The sequence below is a fragment of the Chitinophaga sp. YR573 genome, assembly GCF_900110995.1.
Lineage (GTDB): Bacteria > Bacteroidota > Bacteroidia > Chitinophagales > Chitinophagaceae > Chitinophaga.
In genome coordinates, this window is the sequence record NZ_FOJF01000003.1 from 23,000 (window position 1) to 43,672 (window position 20,673).

Annotated in this window: 16 protein-coding genes and 1 tRNA gene; 9 read left to right on the top strand and 8 right to left on the bottom strand. The window is 41.4% G+C overall.

From position 1 onward, the window contains the following. Positions 1-14: 14 nt before the first annotated feature. The 5 genes from BMW86_RS26495 to BMW86_RS26515 are packed head-to-tail and all read left to right on the top strand — an operon-like array spanning position 15 to position 8,258. The gene (locus BMW86_RS26495; protein WP_089785869.1) at positions 15-4,487 is read left to right on the top strand and encodes a non-ribosomal peptide synthetase; all 4,473 of its coding nucleotides are present in this window, start codon (positions 15-17) and stop codon (positions 4,485-4,487) included. A 26-nt stretch (positions 4,488-4,513) separates the two neighbouring features. Continuing rightward, entirely contained in the window at positions 4,514-6,430 is a 1,917-nt protein-coding gene (locus BMW86_RS26500; RefSeq protein ID WP_089785871.1) for an alpha/beta fold hydrolase, read from the top strand. Between the two features lie 13 nt (positions 6,431-6,443). Then, positions 6,444-6,638 (top strand): hypothetical protein, encoded by a 195-nt coding sequence (locus tag BMW86_RS26505; protein ID WP_089785873.1) that lies wholly within the window; start codon positions 6,444-6,446, stop codon positions 6,636-6,638. A gap of 20 nt (positions 6,639-6,658) precedes the next feature. Then, positions 6,659-7,519, top strand: coding sequence for a glycosyltransferase family 9 protein (locus BMW86_RS26510; RefSeq protein ID WP_089785875.1), 861 nt, complete (start codon positions 6,659-6,661; stop codon positions 7,517-7,519). Between the two features lie 34 nt (positions 7,520-7,553). Further along, positions 7,554-8,258 carry a thioesterase II family protein gene (locus tag BMW86_RS26515; protein WP_177189407.1) on the top strand — a complete coding sequence of 235 codons (705 nt, stop codon included), beginning with the start codon at positions 7,554-7,556 and terminating at the stop codon, positions 8,256-8,258. A gap of 59 nt (positions 8,259-8,317) precedes the next feature. Here BMW86_RS26515 and BMW86_RS26520 read toward each other — a convergent pair. From BMW86_RS26520 to BMW86_RS26535, 4 genes are all read right to left on the bottom strand, one after another. Then, positions 8,318-8,390: transfer RNA gene (locus BMW86_RS26520), tRNA-Lys, on the bottom strand. Between the two features lie 113 nt (positions 8,391-8,503). Next, positions 8,504-9,082, bottom strand: coding sequence for a phosphatase PAP2 family protein (locus BMW86_RS26525; protein ID WP_089785879.1), 579 nt, complete (start codon positions 9,080-9,082; stop codon positions 8,504-8,506). A gap of 13 nt (positions 9,083-9,095) precedes the next feature. After that, complete coding sequence (locus tag BMW86_RS26530; RefSeq protein WP_089785881.1) at positions 9,096-9,833, bottom strand: 4'-phosphopantetheinyl transferase family protein; 738 nt, start codon at positions 9,831-9,833, stop codon at positions 9,096-9,098. A 51-nt stretch (positions 9,834-9,884) separates the two neighbouring features. Next, a complete protein-coding gene (locus BMW86_RS26535) occupies positions 9,885-11,183 on the bottom strand; it encodes a serine hydrolase domain-containing protein (RefSeq protein ID WP_089785884.1) in 1,299 nt (432 codons plus the stop codon). Between the two features lie 92 nt (positions 11,184-11,275). Here BMW86_RS26535 and BMW86_RS26540 point away from each other — a divergent pair, with 92 nt between their 5' ends. Continuing rightward, entirely contained in the window at positions 11,276-13,039 is a 1,764-nt protein-coding gene (locus BMW86_RS26540) for a DUF885 domain-containing protein (protein WP_089785886.1), read from the top strand. Between the two features lie 38 nt (positions 13,040-13,077). On the opposite strand, the gene BMW86_RS26545 is transcribed toward BMW86_RS26540, so the two are convergent. Further along, the gene (locus BMW86_RS26545) at positions 13,078-13,488 is read right to left on the bottom strand and encodes a nuclear transport factor 2 family protein (RefSeq protein ID WP_089785888.1); all 411 of its coding nucleotides are present in this window, start codon (positions 13,486-13,488) and stop codon (positions 13,078-13,080) included. Between the two features lie 85 nt (positions 13,489-13,573). On the opposite strand from BMW86_RS26545, the gene BMW86_RS26550 reads away from it, so the two are divergent. Further along, positions 13,574-13,969 (top strand): VOC family protein, encoded by a 396-nt coding sequence (locus BMW86_RS26550; RefSeq protein WP_089785890.1) that lies wholly within the window; start codon positions 13,574-13,576, stop codon positions 13,967-13,969. Here BMW86_RS26550 and BMW86_RS26555 read toward each other — a convergent pair. Next, entirely contained in the window at positions 13,956-14,474 is a 519-nt protein-coding gene (locus BMW86_RS26555; RefSeq protein ID WP_089785892.1) for a hypothetical protein, read from the bottom strand. The genes BMW86_RS26550 and BMW86_RS26555 overlap by 14 nt on opposite strands. 203 nt (positions 14,475-14,677) lie before the next feature. Between BMW86_RS26555 and BMW86_RS26560 the strand changes: the two genes are divergently transcribed. Continuing rightward, positions 14,678-15,313: an isochorismatase family protein gene (locus BMW86_RS26560; protein WP_089785894.1), complete on the top strand. Its 636-nt coding sequence runs from the start codon at positions 14,678-14,680 to the stop codon at positions 15,311-15,313. Between the two features lie 36 nt (positions 15,314-15,349). Here the strand turns inward: BMW86_RS26560 and BMW86_RS26565 are convergent, their stop codons facing one another. Continuing rightward, positions 15,350-15,610 (bottom strand): DUF4342 domain-containing protein, encoded by a 261-nt coding sequence (locus BMW86_RS26565; RefSeq protein ID WP_089785896.1) that lies wholly within the window; start codon positions 15,608-15,610, stop codon positions 15,350-15,352. Between the two features lie 220 nt (positions 15,611-15,830). Next, a complete protein-coding gene (locus BMW86_RS26570) occupies positions 15,831-16,121 on the bottom strand; it encodes a hypothetical protein (protein ID WP_089785898.1) in 291 nt (96 codons plus the stop codon). Between the two features lie 1,229 nt (positions 16,122-17,350). Here BMW86_RS26570 and BMW86_RS26575 point away from each other — a divergent pair. Beyond that, positions 17,351-20,611 carry an RHS repeat domain-containing protein gene (locus tag BMW86_RS26575; RefSeq protein ID WP_089785900.1) on the top strand — a complete coding sequence of 1,087 codons (3,261 nt, stop codon included), beginning with the start codon at positions 17,351-17,353 and terminating at the stop codon, positions 20,609-20,611. The last annotated feature ends 62 nt before the right edge of the window (positions 20,612-20,673 follow it).

Below are 20,673 nucleotides of genomic sequence, written 5' to 3' on the forward strand. Positions count from 1 at the left end.
CAATAGTATTTTTTATGAAATTGATAACCCTAACCTCACAACAACAGGATATTTACCACGAAAGCCTGTTATACCCGGCTACCCCGGTACATAATATAGGTGCAAAGATTGCCATAAGGGGACCACTGCATATACAGTCCCTGCAGAAGGCGTATGTGGCACTTATAGATCAGCATGATAGCTTCAGAGGCTCCATAATCACTACCGGTAAGGTACATCAGTTCGGGATTGCAGATGAGTGGCATGCTCCGCTTGGATGGCTTGACTTCTCATCCCATCCGGATCCTGATGCAGCCGCCACACAATACATGCAACAGGAGTTTGTAAAACCATTCAACCTGAATGAATGTAAAGTGTTACATCGTTTCTGTTTGATTAAAGTAGAGAACGATTTTCATTACCTGTTTTCGGTATATCACCATATCATCACTGATGGCTGGGGTACTTCCCTGATGTTTCAAAGACTGATCAGCAATTACAACGAAATAATGGCAACAGGGGAAGTCAGGACAGAATACCCGTTCTTTTATGAGAACTATGTTGCGGATGAGATAACTTATAATACCAGTACTACATTTGAAGAAGATAGCATTTATTGGAAAACCCAATTTAATACTTTACCCGATCCGGTTATCCCTCGAAAAGATAATACCACTTTTGTTGCTGTAAGCAGGAGAGAGGAACTGATATTGAAGAGGGAGCTGTACAACCGGTTGAATAATCTGGCAACTAGCTATAAAGTCTCTACATTCCACATGCTGTTGGGGGTATTGGCTGTATACCTGGGAAGATGTTATCATACCAGTGATCTGGTAATAGGGCTACCGGTACTAAATCGTGATAAAGCATGGCATAAAAAAACAGTAGGATTGTTTATGGGCGTATCGCCCTTGCGCATCGCATTGTCCTGGGAAGAAAGTTTTGAGGAATTGACTGTTCGCATCCGCCAGCAATTGAGACAGGATTACCGTCATCAACGTTTTCCCATGGGCCGCTTACTGCAGGGAATTGGTGTTGTACAGGAAAAACATAGGTTATACAATGTAGCTGTATCTTACGAAAAACATAATTACGCAGATGCATTCACAGGAACCCGGACCAGTGTCATTCCATTAACACATAATGCAGAACGTGCTGCGCTTGCGATATATGTACGGGAATTCAGTCAGGAGGAGGATGTAAGATTAGACTTCGATTATAACCTTCATTATTTTGACCCCCAAAGTATGCAACGCCTGACCGGCCACTATCATGCTTTGCTGGAAGCTGTATTGCTGGAGGATGGTCGTAAATTAAAAGATTTATGTCTTTTAACATCCCGTGAAGAAGAAGAGATTTTGTACAGGTTTAATCCCGTTCCTGTTACGGGCGCAGGAAATCATATCGTAACAACATTGATTGCAGAGCAGGTAGATCGTGTACCATATAAAACCGCCTTGTGGGATGAAAATATAAGATATAGTTATAAAGAACTGCAGGAAGTATCTGACAACATCGCCCGTGTGCTGTCGGCAATGGGAAGGAAACCTGTAGCAGTAATGATGGACCGGTCGGCAAAGATGGTGGTATTGCTGTTAGCTATTCTGAAATCAGGAAGGTCCTATATACCATTAGATCCCTCTTTCCCTGCTGCAAGACTGTTATATATTCTTGAAAACAGCCGCACAGATATACTTATTTATGAGCAGGATAATATAGAATGGCAGCTTGATTCCATACAATTACTGAGTTATGGATCATTGATACATCAGACAGGGATCAGCACGGAAGATGTAAAACTTCCTTTGCTGACACAGGAAGACACCGCATACATTATCTACACCTCCGGGTCCACAGGTAATCCTAAAGGAGTAGAAGTAAGTCATCGTGCTTTGGCCAACTTTCTTGTTAGCATGCAATCGCGGCCGGGTTTGTGTGAGGATGACATCCTTTTTAGTGTTACCTCCCAATCTTTTGATATATCTATACTGGAATTTTTCCTGCCACTGATTACCGGTGCAGCTGCTTATATAGCGGATAGAGAAACATTATTTGATCCCCATAAGACTATCGAAAAACTGAAACAGATAAACCCGACTATAATGCAGGCAACACCTGGGTTTTATCAGTTGTTGTTTAATGCAGGATGGCAGGGGAGTGACACGCTTACCATTCTTTGCGGAGGAGATCTGTTAAGTACTGTTTTAGCAGAAAAATTACTGCAACATGCATCGGCCGTATGGAACATGTATGGCCCTACCGAAACAACGATCTGGTCGGCAGTGAAGAGGGTCCTGCAGCCGGAAGATAGCAGCAATATCGGTCAGCCTATCAATAATACAGTTATATATATATTGGATGCCTGTCTGAAGCCCTTGCCGGTCGGCGTTACCGGTGATATTTATATTGGTGGTATGGGAGTGGCCAAAGGTTATTACCATCAGGAATCTCTTACCCGTGAGAAGTTTATCATCAGCCCCTTCGATGAAAGCCAGCGGATTTATTTTACTGGTGATATTGGTAGATGGAATGAGCAGGGAGAAATCATTTTTGGAGGACGTAGCGATACGCAGGTGAAGGTGAGGGGGTACCGCATAGAGCTGGAAGAAATAGAGAAGAAAATGACAGATTTGCCGGATATCGATGAAGCGGTGGTAGTAGCCCGAAAAGGAGATAACCAGGATGCGTTTTTGATTGGATTTGTAAGGACCGGTAATCGCGATTTTATACAGGCAGAGGTAATTACCGCATTGGAAGCAGTACTACCGGATTATATGATCCCTCAACTCATCGTGCCGTTGACAGCCTTCCCCCTTACACCCAACCAGAAGGTGGATCGCCGTAGCCTGGCTACATGGAATATATCAGACATGCACGCAGAAGAAATCTTGCATACTCTGACACAACCAATTGAACGATTGCTCGCTGCTCTTTGGAAAAGAACACTGGGTGTAACCATCGAAGATAAACACAGTAATTTCTTCAGATTGGGAGGGCATTCTATCAAAGCGATGGAACTGGCAAATTACATCAATGAACATTTTGACAGCGGAGTAGGATTGAAAGATATCTTTGAAAATCCGACAATCGAAAAACAGGCTGAATTATTATCTGCACGGGGAAATACTTCGATAGATGTCATTCCGCTCACCTTACCAGCCATACATTACGAAGTGGCACCAGTGCAACGGATGATATGGTTGGCATGTCAGCGTCCGGTTATTTCTGCAGCATATAATATGGATGCTATTTTTAGTGTTGCCGGACATTTTAACCTGACCGCAATGGAGATGGCTGTACAGCAGATCATTAACAGACATGAAATATTGCGGACAAACTTTATTGAAGTTGCCGGTGCTCCCAGGCAAAAAATACAGACCGGAGATAACCCCTTATTCAATATCCAACAGGTTGAAATTGCACACTCAGAAGATGTGGACACCTTTGTTGCAGATATAGTGACTACCCCTTTTGACCTGGAATCAGAGTTGTTGTTGAAGGGATTCCTGATAAGGATAACAGATGGCCGGCAGTTATTTGTATTTATAACCCACCATTTGATACTGGATGGATGGTCTCTGGAGATCTTTATAAAAGAAGCACTCACAGCTTATCGCGGTATCCTGCACGAAAACATGGAAAGCTTGTCAACGTTGCCATTCCAGTACCGTGACTATGCTGTATGGAGCAATAATCGGCTAGGGGAACCAGCCACCAGGTTATGCATTGCTTACTGGCAGGAAGTACTGAGGGATTTTGTGCCGGTAGAAACATTTAAACGTATAGGCAATGAACAGTCCTTCCGTGGAAATAAGATCTACACTGGTTTGGGACAAACCATCAGTAATTCACTCTATGCAAAGGCATCCGAAATGAATCTGTCAGTATTCAATATGTTGCTGGCTGCCGTGCATGCACTGATTGCCCGTGTTGCTAAACAATATGACTTCTGTACCGGTATCCCGGTTGCCGGACGTGGACATCCACAACTGCAAGACTTGCTGGGGATGTTCGTGAACACCATACTGATAAGGAGCCAGCTTACTATAGAAGATAGTTTTGAAAGTATTTGCCATCATGTAAAGGAGGTGCTTATTCAAAGTATGGACTATCAGGATTTACCGCTTGAAGAATTGATGAACACCCGGAGAGAAAAGAATACCATGCTTTTCGATGTAATGGTTACCTGGCAACATCCTGATTTCAATATGGAGGAATTGAAGGTGATGGATGATCTGGTATTATCCAGGAATAAATTCACGCAGGGAGGAAGCAGGATCCCGGTCACGTTTAACTTTTATGAGAATGGAGAGCAGCTAATCTGTGAGACAGTGTACGATACCGGACTATTTGAGGAAGGACAGATGATGCTGATCACAGAGCGTTTTAGAAAACTCCTGCAACAGATGATCAGCCAGCCACAAACCCCACTCAATGCTCTCGACATAGAGCTGGAGTTAGAAAAAGAATTACGCCATAATAGTGTTGAAATTGAATTTGAGTTCTAATACTGATTTATAACCCACACATATATATGAAAAATAATTGTTCCAAAATTTTCGCCATCCTGTTTGCCTGTACATTGTTGGTACTGGAAACCTCCGCACAACAAAGGCAACCCGTTTACAAAAAAACTGATGGTTTTCCCGGACTAAACATTACGGACCCGGATGTACAATGGGGATATTTTACGGTTCCAGAAAACTGGGATATAGACAATGGTAACAGTGTTCAATTAGCTGTCGCCGTTATCAAAAGTCACAATAAGCAGTCCCATGAAGGAGTAGTTTTTCTGGCTGGTGGCCCGGGAGGAAATGCCGTAAGAGGAATTCGCAAATGGCTCAATAACCCCATACTGAATGATCATGATATTATTCTGGTGGATGTCAGAGGTGCAGGACTTTCAACCCCACAGCTTTGCCCCGAACTTGGTAAGGAGTTTATGGGTGTGATGGCGGAAAATGATGATGATGACAAGGAAATTGCAGACAGAGTAAAAGCTGCGGTGGCATGCCGTGATGAACTGCTGAAGAGGAAAATTGATATAAGCATGTATAATAGCCATAGTGTAGCCTCGGACCTCCATGCGTTGAAACAGGCATTGGGCTACGACAAATGGATGGTATACAGCGTATCATACGGAACAAGAATGGCTTTGGAATATGTCAGAGATTTTCCGCAGGAGGTGACTAAAGTAGTATTCGATTCTCCTGTTCTGCCTGTCGCAGGTCTTTATGATAACAATACCAGTAACTATGTAAGGTCGCTGGAAGTATTGTTTGAAAAATGCCGTCAGGATAAATCCTGTAGTAGTGAGTATGGTGATCTTAAAGAACTTTATCAGAAAACAGTGTCAGACCTGGAAAAGAACCCCATTACGATCAAAGTACCTCAAAGCCTTGTGAGTACTGGCAAGTTTACCCTCAATGCCCAGGATTTTATGATCGCTGTGCAGCAGGGTTTATACGATCCGCGGTTTTTCGAAGTATTACCCTTGATCATAAAAGAGTTTAATCACCGCAATGAAGAAATGATCACATCGTTGTTTTTTGCGTTACGCAACAGGCTTTCTCTCGACTATGGCACTTACTATTGTGTCTTATGCAAGGAAACGCTGCCATTAAACTCCATTGACACTTTCATCGGCGATGCCGCCAAAAACCAGCAGCTTACTTCAGGTGGTCTTCCATTTTACAAAGGGGATTATTCTATCTGTGAAAAATGGTTTGGGGGTATTGGCAAGGATACTGTCGCCGGCGGACCTCAACTGATAACGAATATCCCCGCCCTGATTGTATCCGGCGAATTTGATCCTGTAACACCACCTGCCGTTGGTAAAAAACTGCAGGCCTTAATACCTGGAAGTGTGGCTGTGGTTTTTCCCGGGCAGGGTCATGTACCGGGTTATTCTTCAAAAGGAACGGAAGTGATCCATGCATTTTTCAATGGCACATTGAAAACTACGGACATCAGCAACCTGCAATCAGATAATATGCGGTTTATAACACATGTCCGCATCAATGGTGGTCTGTCAAGGGTAGCCGGCATACTGAACAACCCGAAGTTATCTTTGATCTGGCCGTTGACGTTATCGCTGCTGGTGCTGGTACTGTATCTGTTCATTCAGTTAATCCGGAAGAAAAAGCTCATTATACATTGGGTAATCATATTGGCCATCCTGGTGACCATACTTGCAGAAATAGGTTTTATCTACGCCATTAATGCCACTGCTGCGATAAATCCATATGTCTTATCAGTTGGGTTGCCGGTTAAGTTCTCCTACTTATTTGTTGTGTTGTATTTGCTATTAGTGATTGTACTGTTGGCATTTGCACTTTTGGTAAGATTTACAGGAAGATTGGGCTTTAAGAATACGGCGTTTTCCTGGACGGCGCTGACTGCATTACTTGTGATTAATGCTTACTTTTTTTACTGGGGCCTACTTTTTTAAACACAATATCAATATGAGAAAGGAGTCAGAAATTATATCAAAAATAGAAGGATTTAACACTAATCTGTTAATCATAGAAGAACGGATCAATGAAGAACTGCAGAAACATTACGAAAAAAGAAATAAAGCCCTGCTGCTGTTTCTGAACAAAGAAAGATGTGTATGGGAATTTGCTGTTGAACAGATGAAATGGATGCTTGAGGAATAATAATTCATTAAATATTATATATGAAAAGAAAGGTTTTCAGAATTGTGGTCAGAGGCGGACTGGGAGATGTTTTATTGCTAACCCCCACAATGAAAGCAATTAAGCAGACATTTCCTGATAGTAAGATTAAGCTGTTCTGTTTTAATGAACGACAACAGCTGATATTTAAAAACAATCCACACGTAGATAACGTAAATAGCACCTCCTTTATAAGCAACCCCATATCATTTATAAGGGCTACAATGAAGTGGGGTAAATATTATAAGGATTTTTATGGTGGCCTGATACCTACCGTATTTTATAAGGATAATGCAAAAGTACTCATCGCAGGTCTTTACGGAGTGGAACTGAAGGATGATAAAGTACAGATATTCCTTACAAATCAGGAGGAGGAAACAGCGAAGCAGCTACTGTCAGAGTATAAGAATCCGGTATTACTGCATATTACTTCAAAGACGTCTAAAAATCAGGAATGGGAGCATGATAACTGGGACAAGCTGATTACCTCTATGCCTGAATATACGTTTATCCAGCTGGGAGTAATGGCTGAAGCCAAAGTGGAAAAGGCAGTTGATCTCAGAGGGAAGATTTCCTTTCGCGATACATTGGCACTTATCAAACATGCCAGAAGTTTTGTAGGTGTGAATTCTTCCTTTTCACATGCCACCAATGCGTTTAATATCCCGGGAGTAGTAATATTCGGCCCTGCTCAACCTGATATCTGGGGACACCCTAACAACATAAATATCTATAAACCTTTACGTTGTTCTCCCTGTCTTGATCTGATATTTGCGGCTAAATGTCCTTATGATAAACGCTGTATGAGCAGCATTTCCGTAGAAGAAGTAAAAGAGGCACTCTTATCCCAACTGCTTAAATAAATCACCCGGCCGGGAATCATTAATAAGTAATGAATTGAGAACGATCAATCTTTTTTGCCTTCCTTTCGCTGGCGGTAATAAATATTCTTATAGGGAATATGAAAAGTATGCACCGCCTTTTCTCAATATTATACCGCTTGAATATCCCGGCAGGGGTGGGCGAATGGGAGAAGCATTTATTTATGATATGCATCAGCTGGCAGAGGACCTTTATGAAAAGATCAGATATCGGACAGATGGTAATGATTATGCTATATATGGACACAGTATGGGCGCACTGGTAGCCTATCTGCTTGCAAAAAAAATGATAGTATTCAATCACAGACTGCCACTGCATCTTTTCCTGACTGGAACCGTTGGTCCATCTGCTATTTCGAGAAGCCTGAAAAAAAGGCATTTGTTGCCTAAAAATGAATTTATAGAGGAATTGAGAGTGTTAGATGGCAGCCCGCAGGAGGTATTGGAAAATGAAGAATTACTGGCATTTTTCGAACCTGTTCTGCGGGCAGATTTTAAAGCCAGCGAAACTTATCAGCATAAGGCATCTATGAAGTTAAATATTCCGATGACAGTGATTACCGGGGATAAAGAAGATATGACGGAGGAGGATATATTGTTATGGGCGAATGAATCATCTGAAACAGAATTTATAAAAATGACAGGGTCACATTTTTTCATCTTCTCCCATATACCTGAGATAATGGGAATTATTAAAAATAAGTTAATCCGTCAGGGATAAGGCTGGAACATATAAAAAAAGAAAAACCCGCGATTATCGCAGGTTTTATCTATTTAGTGTGATCCCGCTGGGACTCGGACCCAGGACCCATACATTAAAAGTGTATTGCTCTACCAACTGAGCTACGGAATCATTCCCTCTTTTTGTAATTGGGAGTGCAAAGATAGGAAATATTTTATCACTACCAAATCTTTGTAAAAAACTTTTTAAAATAACTTTCCCGTTGTTGCGTACCCGTTACTAAATCACGGTCTCAAAAACCCTAATCCAAAGGCCGTACCGGCCCCCAGCGCAGCTCCCGCTATCACATCCGAAGGGTTATGCACACCCAGATACATCCGGGAATAACCGACCGCACCAGACCATAACACAGACGGCACAATCACATACCACTTAGGATACGCACGAATTAAGGCAGTAGCAGAACTAACTGCTGCAGACGTATGCCCCGAAGGAAAAGAATAGGAGGAGGGCTGATACACAGCCGTAAGGTGCGCATTAGTAATAAAAGGCCTGGGCCGCTTCACAATCTTTTTAATAAGGATATTCAGCAGCGCAGTCGTAGCTGTACTACTCGCCACATACAGCGCATTCTGACGCATATCAGGGTTATGATCTATAATACCGGCAACAAGTAACCCGGCAGGAATCGCGAGGTTCACATAGTCATTTGTATTCGAAATAAAGAGCATTGTTCTGGTCTGTCCCGGAGTGCGATGCGCCTCCAGGTATTCTAATGTATAGTCATCCCGTTTTTGAATCTCTGATTGGCCATAGGTAGCAGATGAAGCCACCAGCAAAACAATTAAAAATTGAATCCTCATTTCCCGGAAAAGTTTACTGATTATAAATTATCCTCGCCAGCACAGCGGCCTCCGGTATACTGTTCTTCGGTAACACAACAGACCAGGCATGATCGCCGGAAAGCCATGACAATGCTTTATACTGTGCAAAGTTGGTAAAATGGGCTTCTATCACCCCATCTATATGAATAATATAATTCACCTCATATACCTGCAAAGGAGTCATTAATCCTGTCCTGAGCGTTTTAGACAACGCCTCTTTCATCGTCCATAAAAGCGTCATATCAGCACCAGGTAACATAGGTTTTGCAATTGCTTCCCGTAAACCGGGTAACAACCGCCTTTCCTCTTCCGTAATAATCCCGTTAATCGTTTCATGGATCTCAGGGGTAATCATCTCCACATCTATTCCCATAGGATGTGCCTCGGGGAATACAACCACCCCACACCAGTTATCCGTATGCGAAAGGCTCAGCTGAACATTGGATACACCGGGAATCTCCAAAACAGGCTGCTGGAAAATACCTGCTGTTATTTTTATCCTGGTTGGCTCAGGACAGAATACTTCTGCTGCCTGTTTGGCGGTATATCTCCCATGAAGATAACTATGCTGTCGTTTAGGGGCAGAAAGTGTATTGAAATAAGTATGTTCATCAGGATGAAGGATACTGTCTTTTAATGCTAACAGCTCAGGGAATGTTGCACAGGATGTGGCAATATACGCAGCAAAAGTACCACCTGTTCTGTTTAAAAGAAGGGTTTCGGTATTCATACCGGAAAGATAAAGATTATGATGCAGATGGTACTGGTATCATTGAAGCTTTTAGAGAGATAAACGGGCTGCCACCCCTGTAATACCATTATTAGCAATTACAATACTGGTTACTTTACCATTTTCAATAATAAATGATATTCTAAAATCCCTGTTTTCACTGAGATAGAAATGAGTCTCATCTATAGCCCTCAGCACAGATCTTGGGCCCCGGGAAGGATATGACACCAACTCCCCGTTTTCGATTTTCATTTCGATGACCAGCTCATGCGGAGTAGTAAGCTTATAAGTACCGGCATAACGTTGAAGAACATCTTCACTTAGCTTAACGAATGCTATTTTCTCAGGTATCTGATAAGGTTGATGATAGAGAATAGCAAAGATCTTTTTTGTAATACCATCAAGCGCCATGGTCTCTGTATTACTTAGTAAAATTACGCAGATGTCATCTGCAGGTACCCTGGCAAAATTGCTTCTGAAACCCCATATCCCTCCACTATGTGAAACTTCTTTGTGGCCATAGATGGAATCTATCTGCCACCCATATCCATAGTTATTCTTAAACGGAGTAAGCGCCTTATGTGATGAGGTCTCATTTATTACTTTACCAAACCCTTCATGCCATTTATACAAATCAACTACAGTAGAATAAATAGAACCCGCTGCATAGGATACGGAAGAATCCACAATAGACGCTACGTTAAAAGAATCCGAATTATATCCCGTTGCTCTATTTGCTAAATGAGCAAAATCAAAACCACTGCTATTCATTTTCAAAGGATGGAAGATATATTTTTTAACAGCTTCCTGATAAGATAAATGTGTTACTTTCTGACTGATATACCCCAGCAACATATACCCTGAATTACTATAATTCCAACCAGTACCTGGAGAAAAATCAAGTGGTTGGTCTTTAAATAATGATAACATTCCCGCTTCATCAGCCGGTTGATCGGCATGTCTCATAAACTCACCATTCATCGTATAATTATACACCCCGGAAGTATGGGTCAATAGACTTTCAATAGTAATACTATCCCCTTTAGGATAGTCAGGATAATATTTACTAAGTTTATCTGTCAATGATAACAGGTGTAATTCATTCAGTTTTAAGATAAGAGCAGATGTAAATGTTTTGGTGATGGAAGCAATCTGGTAAACAGTATTTTCATCATTCATCTTATTGGATTTTACATCAGAAAACCCATATCCCTTTTTTAGCAATATCTGCCCATGCTGTGCTACCAGCACAGATCCATTAAAATCATAAGCCTTCATTAACTGATCTATATCCTGGGAGAAGGCAGGTTGTACAGCAACCAGTAACAGGATAACTATTTGTTTTATCATATTTCAATAATAACCTTAACCCATAAAAGGGTAAAAAAAATGTGATGGAAATATTAAAACATGTGATATATTAGCTTAAACCCACTATAAATATGACCAAAAGACTCATACTACTTTCATGCCTCTTCCCTTTGGCTGTCAACGCACAGACACCCGGCAAAGCATGGATAGTGAAATCCAACCAGTACACACAACAGCTGATCGATCTTGATAAGAAGTATTCTCCTGAATATGGTTCTTCCCAGGGCCTTGCTGCTTATGATACACTCATCACCGTTCCCACGCTCGCCAATTTACTGGCAGAAAGAAAAGACGAAGAAGCCCTGGCAAAGAAATATGCAGCCCTCGCCCTAACGGAAAAGGATATAGCAGTAAAACAGGACCTGAACATTCTCATCACCCATTTGAAACTGGGCTTCCGCCAACAGGATTTCAGTCAGCAAAGACAGGTGCCTTTCCTAAATGCCGCTTCATTCGTTTACGGCGGACTGGAATCATTGCTGGATGACCAGACTCCTGTAGAAAGAAGGGCGGCAGCAGTTGCCCGCATAAGAAAGTATGCCGGTCTGGATGGTAAATTAAAACCCCTCACCACTATTTATAAAGAACGTGTAGAATTACAGGTGAAGAAGGGGGCTAACATGGTATACCCTTCCAAACAGCAAATGGAAGTGGATTTATCGAGGAACGCCAGCATCATCGATGGAATAGCCGACTTATGCAGGAAATACCAGCTAACAGGCTGGGAACAGCCTTACTCCGTACTTAAGAAACAACTGGAAGACTATGACCAATGGACAAAAGAAAACATTCTTGTCAAAGCAAGGGCAGATTTCAGGCTCGTTCCTGAAGAGTACGCCCTGCAACTGGAGCAATATGGTATAGATATCCCATCCGCACAGTTAGCTCAGATGGCACACAAAGCCTTCACAGACGTACAAAACCAGATGAAGCCTATCGCAGAGAAGATAGCCAGACAACATAACTGGAACTTTACCGATTACCGTGCAGTAATAAAGGAACTGAAAAAAGACCAGGTCCACGGCGACTCTATCATCCCTCTCTACGAACAACACTTAAAGGATATAGAATCGATCATCCGCGATCATCAGCTGGTAACCTTGCCAGATCGTCCCGCTATCATCCGCCTGGCTACTGCTGCTGAAACAGCACGTACTCCGGCCCCACATATGGTACCACCACCATTCCTGAATAACACTGGCCAGAGAGGTGTATTCGTACTGCCATTGAACATGCCACCGCCTCCCGGAGAAAAGCTGGTGAACAAATACGACGATTTCACCTTTGACGCCGCTTCCTGGACTATCATCGCGCATGAAGCTCGTCCGGGTCATGAGATGCAGTTCGATAAGATGGTGGAAGAAGGCGTTTCTCAAGCCCGTACGCTATATGCCTTTAACTCAACGAACGTAGAAGGATGGGGCTTATACTCCGAATACATCACCCGTCCCTACATGCCGCTGGAAGGACAACTGGTATCCCTGGATTACCTGTTGTTAAGAGCTGCACGTGCCTTCCTCGATCCTGAATTACAGGCAGGGAAAATCACACAGAAAGACGTCATAAAAGTATTAACGGAAGATGTGGTACAATCACAGGCGATGGCCCAGCAGGAAATGGAACGTTACAGCATCCAGGCACCCGGACAGGCAAACAGCTACTTCTATGGTTTTACAAAAATGATCGGTTTAAGGAAAGATGCAGAACAGGCATTAGGAAAGAAATTCAACGCATTGCATTTCCACGACTTTATCCTCTCTCAGGGTTTACTCCCACCCGTGTTAATCAGAGATGCGGTGATGAAGGATTTTATTCCGCAGGAAAAGAAACTATAAAAACAAAAGCCCCTGCAACAACAGGGGCTTTTTCAATATTATAAACGGCGGTCTTCTTCTTTAATCGCCAGATCATTAATACTCGCATACCTTTTCCGCATCAGCCCATTTTCATCAAACTCCCAGTTTTCATTGCCATAAGCGCGGAACCATTGCCCTTCCTTATTATGATATTCATACTCAAATCTCACCGCAATACGGTTATCCATAAATGCCCACAGCTCTTTCTTTAATTTATAACTCAGTTCCTTCTGCCATTTACCGGTTAAAAATTTAACCACTTCTTTCCGCCCATTCACAAACTCCGACCTGTTACGCCATTCGGTATCGATAGTATAAGCCAGAGAAACACGCTCAGGGTCCTGGCTATTCCAGGCATCTTCAGCCAGCTGAACTTTCTTGATAGCAGTTTCAAGCGTGAAAGGCGGTAACGGTAATTTTTGTTCCATAAAAATTATTTGCACAAATATATAACTGATGTATATTGTTGAATGGTACAATTTACCGATTGTATAGGATTAATCCGGTATTAATATGAAACAGAGAATAGCCCATATTGCCCTGGTAGTAAAAGACTATGATGAAGCCATCGCCTTTTATACCCAAAAGCTACGCTTCAGATTACTGGAAGATACAAAACAAAGTGAAACCAAACGATGGGTACTGGTAGCTCCTGAAGGATCTAACGAATGTAGTCTGCTGCTCGCAAAAGCGGCCAATGAAGAACAGGCCAGCAGGATAGGTAACCAGACTGGCGGCAGGGTTTTCCTCTTCCTGTCTACGGACGATTTTAACAGGGATTATTACCGTATGCTGGAGGTAGGAATAAATTTTGTCCGGCCGCCAAAAGAAGAACCATATGGTATCGTAGCTGTATTTGAAGACCTTTACGGAACCCTATGGGACTTAGTGCAATTTAAAGAGCAGTAATCGCCTTCTCGGCAGCTTCCGCAGAAATATCATCATGCAATAACAACCTGTTACTTTTAATAAGTAATAAAATTGCACTTACCTTATCCTGATATTCCTTGCAGGTTATTCCCAGTTTTTTAAGCGCCTCAATACCTTGTTGCGCATACACAGGATTCCTCAGATGTCCCACCATATCACCCAACTTCTCACTTAAATAAAAGGGTTCTTTGGCAGTGGTGAAAACCTTATATACATAAGGCCATTGCGGATCTCCGCCACTGGTGGTATAAATGCCAAATATCACATCTGACAAATTGCTTTTACAATCTTTCTCACATGCCTGCGCCAACATCATGGCTTCAGCAGGATCAGTCTGACTGATAGCCCATAACGCCGCCGCACGTACTTCATCTTTATAATCATTCTGAACAATAGCATGTAATGCAGGGTATATACTATCAGTACAGCACTGGGCATGTACCTGTAAAAACGGAATAAGTATGAATAGGATCAGTGCTTTCATACTGCAACGTTAGAAGAACTCTGCCAGATAATTAAACGAAAGTGATAAAAGTGCAATTCTGTGTTATAGAAAACAGAACATGCCATTTACCAATATCAGTTGATATATGCAAATAATCCCTTGATTAATGCAACAGTGGTTCTGAAACGTTTTTATAATTTTGACTTTGAAGCGTTTAATCTATCATTATAAACATATACCATATGGCATTAAGCCCTGGAAATCATTCCCTGTTACTTATAGATTACCAATATTTACAGTTGCTTACCATACGTTCCCATACTACTGCTGCAGTGATTAGCCATGTGATTGCTCTTTCTAAAGCCAGCAGGATATTCGGTTCCCCTGCATTACTGACTACTGCTTTTGCCGAACAACAGGACCTTATCGGGGACATCGCACAGCTGTTCCCCGAACAGGTCCCGCTCGACAGAAATACTATGAATGCCATGGAAGATCCCTATGTGGTGGAATGGGTAAGAAGGAGTGGAAAGAAGAAAGTAGTGATGGCTGGATTATGGACAGAAGTCTGCCTGCAATTATCAGTATTAAAAGCCCTGGAAGCAGGTTACGAAGTATATATTATTACAGATGCTTCGGGTGGCGCCTCTCTGGAAGAACATCAGAAAGCAATAGAATGTATGGTGGAAGCCGGTGCCAAGCAACTCACCACCTGGTCTTATATCAACGAATTACAGCGTAACTGGGACAGAGAAGATACAACAGGAGCATTGACAACGCTGTTAGAGGAATATGATCCTTTGGGAACAGGATTTCGTTGGGAAGGACAGCTGCGTAACTACTTATTCTCCCGGAAACTACAGGATTGTTATCATTAAAGATTTGGCCGGGTATTCACGGCCAAATCTGATAATTTATGCTTCTTTTTTAGGCTCGTCCTCATCTCTTTCTACAGTAATTGTACATTCTCCAAGTAAAGCCGCTGCTGCACCTATCGCTGCAAAGATGGGCGCTACTAATGCACCTACCACACCAAAAGTTAAAGGAAAAGACATGATCTCTTTTCCGGCTTTATCCGTAATAGTGATTTTCCTGACATTACCTTCTGCTATCAGCTCTTTTACTTTCTTAAGAAGGTTTTCTCCATGTGTGATGAATGATTCTTTTGTGTTCATAAGAAGTGTTATTGTGTATAAGGAATATTATTCAGGTCTAACAAATTACTACGAAAATATACAAAAAGAGGGGTAATACAGGAAATAATCTTTGTAGTACCATTTACAGGACAGAATACTCTGTAAAGAGGATGTAAACAGGATTAAAAGAGCAATATCCTACGCTTATCCTTCGCTTTTAAGCGAAGGATAAGCGTAGGATATTGCTCTTTTGTTGCTTTTAATGAGCCTCTAGATACTCTTTAAGAGCAGTCTGATAAACGGTTTTCCCTTTGGGTACCGGGTATGCCGCCTTCTTAACCGGATCATTGTTAATATCCTGAGCATACCTGACAGCCGCCGCAAACCGCTCTCTGTACTGCAACTGTAACTCGGTGGGCTTCACTTTACTCATATCCGGATACTTGCTTACAAAAAGCAGACCTCCCCGGATCCTGTAAACGATCTGTTTTCTGATTGAGCCCCTTTTACCTGCCCATGGTGTAAAAGCGGGATTGTAACATCTTGCCATAAAAATTTTTATTTGAAATGTAACAATTTCCCTTGCTCAATATTTATTTTCTGTGCGACGGAGATACAAAACGTTCGCGAAGAACGGAGAATCGTATCGTGAATGAATTCCGCTAAGGATGAAATTATAATTTTCATTTATAAGTCTAAAAAGGCTGGTTAATGGCAATTGGGTTTTTAAGTATAAAAAGGGCTGCAGGAGATGCTAATAGGTTGAAAGTTCGAATCCCTCTTCGCCCGCTTCGTATCTTACTTTATAAATGTGATAGCTACTGTTTACAAGACGGTGGCTATTTTCATTATATACCCCCCTGTAATAAACCCCCACCTTATACTACTTTCTCAAACCTATTTGGTAACGGATCAAGTCAATTAAAGCAGACTAAGCAGGTTATTCTCACTCTACTTCTTTGGCCAATAATTGTCCCTTAGGTAGACGAATTGCGTCAGAAGATATTCTGAATTTTTGATCCTACGCAGATAGGTTACGCAGGTATGATGTATCTTGGCAATATCAAATTCTTTACCTAATAAAATTGCCATGTATTAATCCATAATTATCAAGTTATTCTGCTGAAATCTTTTGCAATACTGAATTACGCACTTGTGGTTTGTTGTTGGCTTGAGCCTGATCCTACACCTATTGTGCTTTTCAGATTATCGGCTCTTTATACCTATATCAATTTTTAAGGACAATATTAAACCCATTCACATGTTATATAGTGCCAATTACTTCATTGTAGCACTGATCAGACCTTATGTTGTTTTTGCTGGTCAGCTTTTAATCCGGAACAGTCTTGCCAGCTACGTGTTCTATTTGCCTGCGAAAATATATAGTGCAGGTTAAGTATAAATCGAATCGAATAACCTTACAGGTGATCCAGAGGCGGGGTAAGGAGGTTACCCTAAGCTAAAGCAGATTGTGATGCCGGTGAAATCAAAGCTAATTACCAAAAGATAATTTCAAGTAACATCTTAGCTATATGCTTTAACAAATCAATAAAACTTAGCCTTAAATTTCAACGGATGAAATCAAATTTTTTCATGTTATCCCTTTTCTATGTCTTACCGGTAGCAAAAGCACAGACCAATGTTTTTCCAGCCACTGGAACTGTGGGCGTAAGCATGTTAGCCCCACGTGCAACAGTTAATACCAAGGTTAGCTGAGAGGGATTATGCAGGTCTCAGTGATCAGTTGAAACAATAGCATTCCTTTCAAAAAATATCATTATGACACGAATCCTTACCTTAATTTTATTCTTCTGTATTGTGTTTAATGCTGAAAAAGCATCAGCGCAAAATACCTCTACGAATATTGGCGATTTTAATAAACTAGTAGAGGTGCTGCCCCCTTCTCCTAATGCGAGTTCATTAGGGAAATATGGTGGGATTAATGTAGGTTTAAACTCTGGTACGGCGAACTTTGAGATACCCATTTTCACTTACAGTTCATTCAACATTCAGCTACCTGTTTCTCTCACCTATAGTAGTAACGGAGTGAAAACTGACGAGATTGCATCGAGGGCGGGCACGTCCTGGAATCTGGAAGCCGGAGGTGTAATAACACGTACGGTATATGGTGGAGTAGATGAAAATGTAACCCGGTTAGCACCGCCTGCCACTTATCCTGCCAGAGATCAGGGAATGTTGACCTTTTTACAAGGTCTTTCTGCGGATCTAAATCATGCAAATTTTGATGCCGAACCGGATGTGTTCAATTTTAATCTCAATAAGTATTCGGGAAAATTCATATTAGATAGTGCAAATAATATTGTACTGTTAAATTATTCTGCGCTGAAAATAGAGAAAGATCTTAACTCCGGAAGTGCACTAAACTGGAAAATAACTGATCCGGAGGGTGTTCAATATTACTTTGGTGGTGATTCGGCAAGGGATCAGTCACATAAGCTTGTGTGGGGGAATGGATGTGGGAAGAGTTTTGCAAGTGGAGCTGTCACTGCCTGGTATCTTTCAAAGATAATTCATCCTAACAATGATACCTTGTACCTGGCTTATTCAAGGGTAGGAATGACTTACAATACAGGTATCAGCCAGACCATGTTTGCCAAATCCGATGATGTTCCAAGCTGTGTTACCTGTGGCGCTATACCTAATACGACCTGTGTAGGTTCTACTACTTGTAATATGGCTGTTTTAAAGGAGATTACCAGTACGGGGGGGGCTAAAATTAAATTTACCTATACAGACCGCAAGGATGTGGGAGATAAACTGCTTTCCAAAGTAGAATTGTTTGCACCCGGAGCTTCTATTGCGCTGAAAACATTTGAATTAAACTATACCTATTCATATAACACTCAATTTCTGAATGTATATAATAACATTGATTCCAGTTATCGTTTCAGACCATTCTTAAGCCGGTTAACAGAACGCGGAGAAAATGCGAGTGGTGCTAAAGAATATCAGTTTAATTATTATAACCTGAATAATATCCCGCCGCGTCTTTGTTATGCGCAGGACCATTACGGCTATTTTAACGGACAGAATAATACGTCTTTAATGCCAAAACCTGCACAGGTTTCTATACAAACAAAACTTCCCGGCGCTACTGCAAACAGGGATGTTTTTCCTGAATTTGCAAAGAATGGTATGTTGTCAAAAATAATCTATCCGACAGGTGGTGAGGATAGCATTGAATACGGCGGTAATAAGGTGTATAAGACGTATGAAGTATTACCAACACCGGTATCTTATAGCATAGGCGGATTGGGAAAAGGGCGATTTAGTCAGGTGACATATACATCTCCGAATATGCCGGTTCAGCTAGGACAGGAAGTGAAGTTTGAAGGCTATTGCTCCTTTAATCCGGATGCTGGTTATGAATATGATGATACGCATCATCTAACAATGATAAGAGTAATGAATGTAACCGATAGTACGAATGAATACAGTATTTATGCTATTACATTAAAACCAGGAGAAGATGTAACTAAAATATTGAATTTTGTTCAGGGAGAAACCTATAGAGTGGTGGTGGTTACAGCTGGTCTTCCTGTTTCGGGATTTGTAGATTTTTCATATATGCCGGGGCAGAGAGCTTATCAGCAAGGCAACCGTAATGTAGGGGGAATGCGAGTTGAAAGATTGATTACCAAAGATCCTGTAGCGGGGAATATAAATATAAAGAAGTATTCTTATGTAAGTGTGGATAATGCAGCTATTTCCTCAGGAGGAGAGATTTTTGAACCTTCTTATGAACAATACCTTGAAGTAAAGCAACCATGTACTACTGTTCCTGGTTGTTCTTTCGCGAGCTGCTTTTATTACAGCATTTATTCCAACTCTATTAATAATATATATACCTATGCACAATCTCCTGTTTCTTATAGCTATGTAGTGGAATCATCAGGCGATAATAACCAGGGTGGAGGCACATCGCATACTTATACGCTGGTGGCCGATGATCCCGGTAACAACGTAATGGGTAATAATATTTCATCTGCGCCTTACACCAGTCATGCCCTGCAGAATGGCCAGGAACTGACCACACATCAATTCAGATATGAAAGCGGTATAATGTATTCTGTGATGCGGCAAACTAATCATTATAAAGAAGATACGCGCGTGAATCGTGAGATCCGGGCCTTTGTGGTTAATGAACGCCACGCGCAGGTTTGTTCACATACACCCATTGTGTTTGAAGATTTTGATGGATACGATTTGCAGGCTTATTCCTATTTCCCGAAATGGATATATATTGATTCTACACGAATATTATCCTATTCTAATGATGGTCAAAGTTATAATGAAAATATCCAGGCGTTCACCTACGGGAATAAGGATCATGCATTGCTCACTTCAACAGCATCAATAGCCAGTACAGGTGAGGCAATAAGAGTCGACAATTACTATGCTTCAGATTTAAGTTATACGGGAAATGATGAAACCGTTCGTCAGTCGCTTATAGCCAAGCATATCTTGTCCCCCTTATTAGAGCAGAAATCATTTCTTGCAAATATCCAGACTCATGCCACCAGGAATCAATACCAGCTGTTTTCAAATGGATTGATATTGCCGTCTGCCAATTATTTACAAATTGCCAATTACGGTGTGGAAAAAGGGGATACGTTCTATCGATATGATCCGAGGGGAAGAATACTTGAGCGTTCCAAATCCAATGACGTACACGAAGTATTTGTTTGGGGTTACAATAATCAATACCCAGTTGCAAAAATATTAGGCGCTGACTACACTACGGCAATTTCCTATGTAAATCAAAGTGTGCTTCAATCTCCGGGCAGCGATCAGCAGCTAAGGGATGAGTTACAGAAGATACGTACAAATCTGCCTGCAGCCCTGGTCAATACCTACACAGTTAAGCCACTGGTGGGTGTAACGAGTGAAACCGATGCTACTGGTAAAACGACGTTTTATGAGTATGATATGTTTGGAAGATTGAAAATTGTGAGAGATAAAGATGGCAACATCCTAAAGCAAATCGATTACAGGTATAAAACACCCATTGCACAATAAAACAGAAATTTCTTTTATGAAAAATAGTATTTCAATCATAAAGCTAAGTTTGTTATTTCTAG

What these genes read in the sequence shown, in the direction of transcription:
- BMW86_RS26495 (WP_089785869.1), top strand. Translation starts at nt 15, where the DNA reads ATGAAATTGATAACCCTAACCTCACAACAACAGGATATTTACCACGAA.
- BMW86_RS26500 (WP_089785871.1), top strand. Translation starts at nt 4,514, where the DNA reads ATGAAAAATAATTGTTCCAAAATTTTCGCCATCCTGTTTGCCTGTACA.
- BMW86_RS26505 (WP_089785873.1), top strand. Translation starts at nt 6,444, where the DNA reads ATGAGAAAGGAGTCAGAAATTATATCAAAAATAGAAGGATTTAACACT.
- BMW86_RS26510 (WP_089785875.1), top strand. Translation starts at nt 6,659, where the DNA reads ATGAAAAGAAAGGTTTTCAGAATTGTGGTCAGAGGCGGACTGGGAGAT.
- BMW86_RS26525 (WP_089785879.1), bottom strand. Translation starts at nt 9,082, where the DNA reads ATGAGGATTCAATTTTTAATTGTTTTGCTGGTGGCTTCATCTGCTACC.
- BMW86_RS26530 (WP_089785881.1), bottom strand. Translation starts at nt 9,833, where the DNA reads ATGAATACCGAAACCCTTCTTTTAAACAGAACAGGTGGTACTTTTGCT.
- BMW86_RS26535 (WP_089785884.1), bottom strand. Translation starts at nt 11,183, where the DNA reads ATGATAAAACAAATAGTTATCCTGTTACTGGTTGCTGTACAACCTGCC.
- BMW86_RS26540 (WP_089785886.1), top strand. Translation starts at nt 11,276, where the DNA reads ATGACCAAAAGACTCATACTACTTTCATGCCTCTTCCCTTTGGCTGTC.
- BMW86_RS26545 (WP_089785888.1), bottom strand. Translation starts at nt 13,488, where the DNA reads ATGGAACAAAAATTACCGTTACCGCCTTTCACGCTTGAAACTGCTATC.
- BMW86_RS26550 (WP_089785890.1), top strand. Translation starts at nt 13,574, where the DNA reads ATGAAACAGAGAATAGCCCATATTGCCCTGGTAGTAAAAGACTATGAT.
- BMW86_RS26555 (WP_089785892.1), bottom strand. Translation starts at nt 14,474, where the DNA reads ATGAAAGCACTGATCCTATTCATACTTATTCCGTTTTTACAGGTACAT.
- BMW86_RS26560 (WP_089785894.1), top strand. Translation starts at nt 14,678, where the DNA reads ATGGCATTAAGCCCTGGAAATCATTCCCTGTTACTTATAGATTACCAA.
- BMW86_RS26565 (WP_089785896.1), bottom strand. Translation starts at nt 15,610, where the DNA reads ATGAACACAAAAGAATCATTCATCACACATGGAGAAAACCTTCTTAAG.
- BMW86_RS26570 (WP_089785898.1), bottom strand. Translation starts at nt 16,121, where the DNA reads ATGGCAAGATGTTACAATCCCGCTTTTACACCATGGGCAGGTAAAAGG.
- BMW86_RS26575 (WP_089785900.1), top strand. Translation starts at nt 17,351, where the DNA reads ATGACACGAATCCTTACCTTAATTTTATTCTTCTGTATTGTGTTTAAT.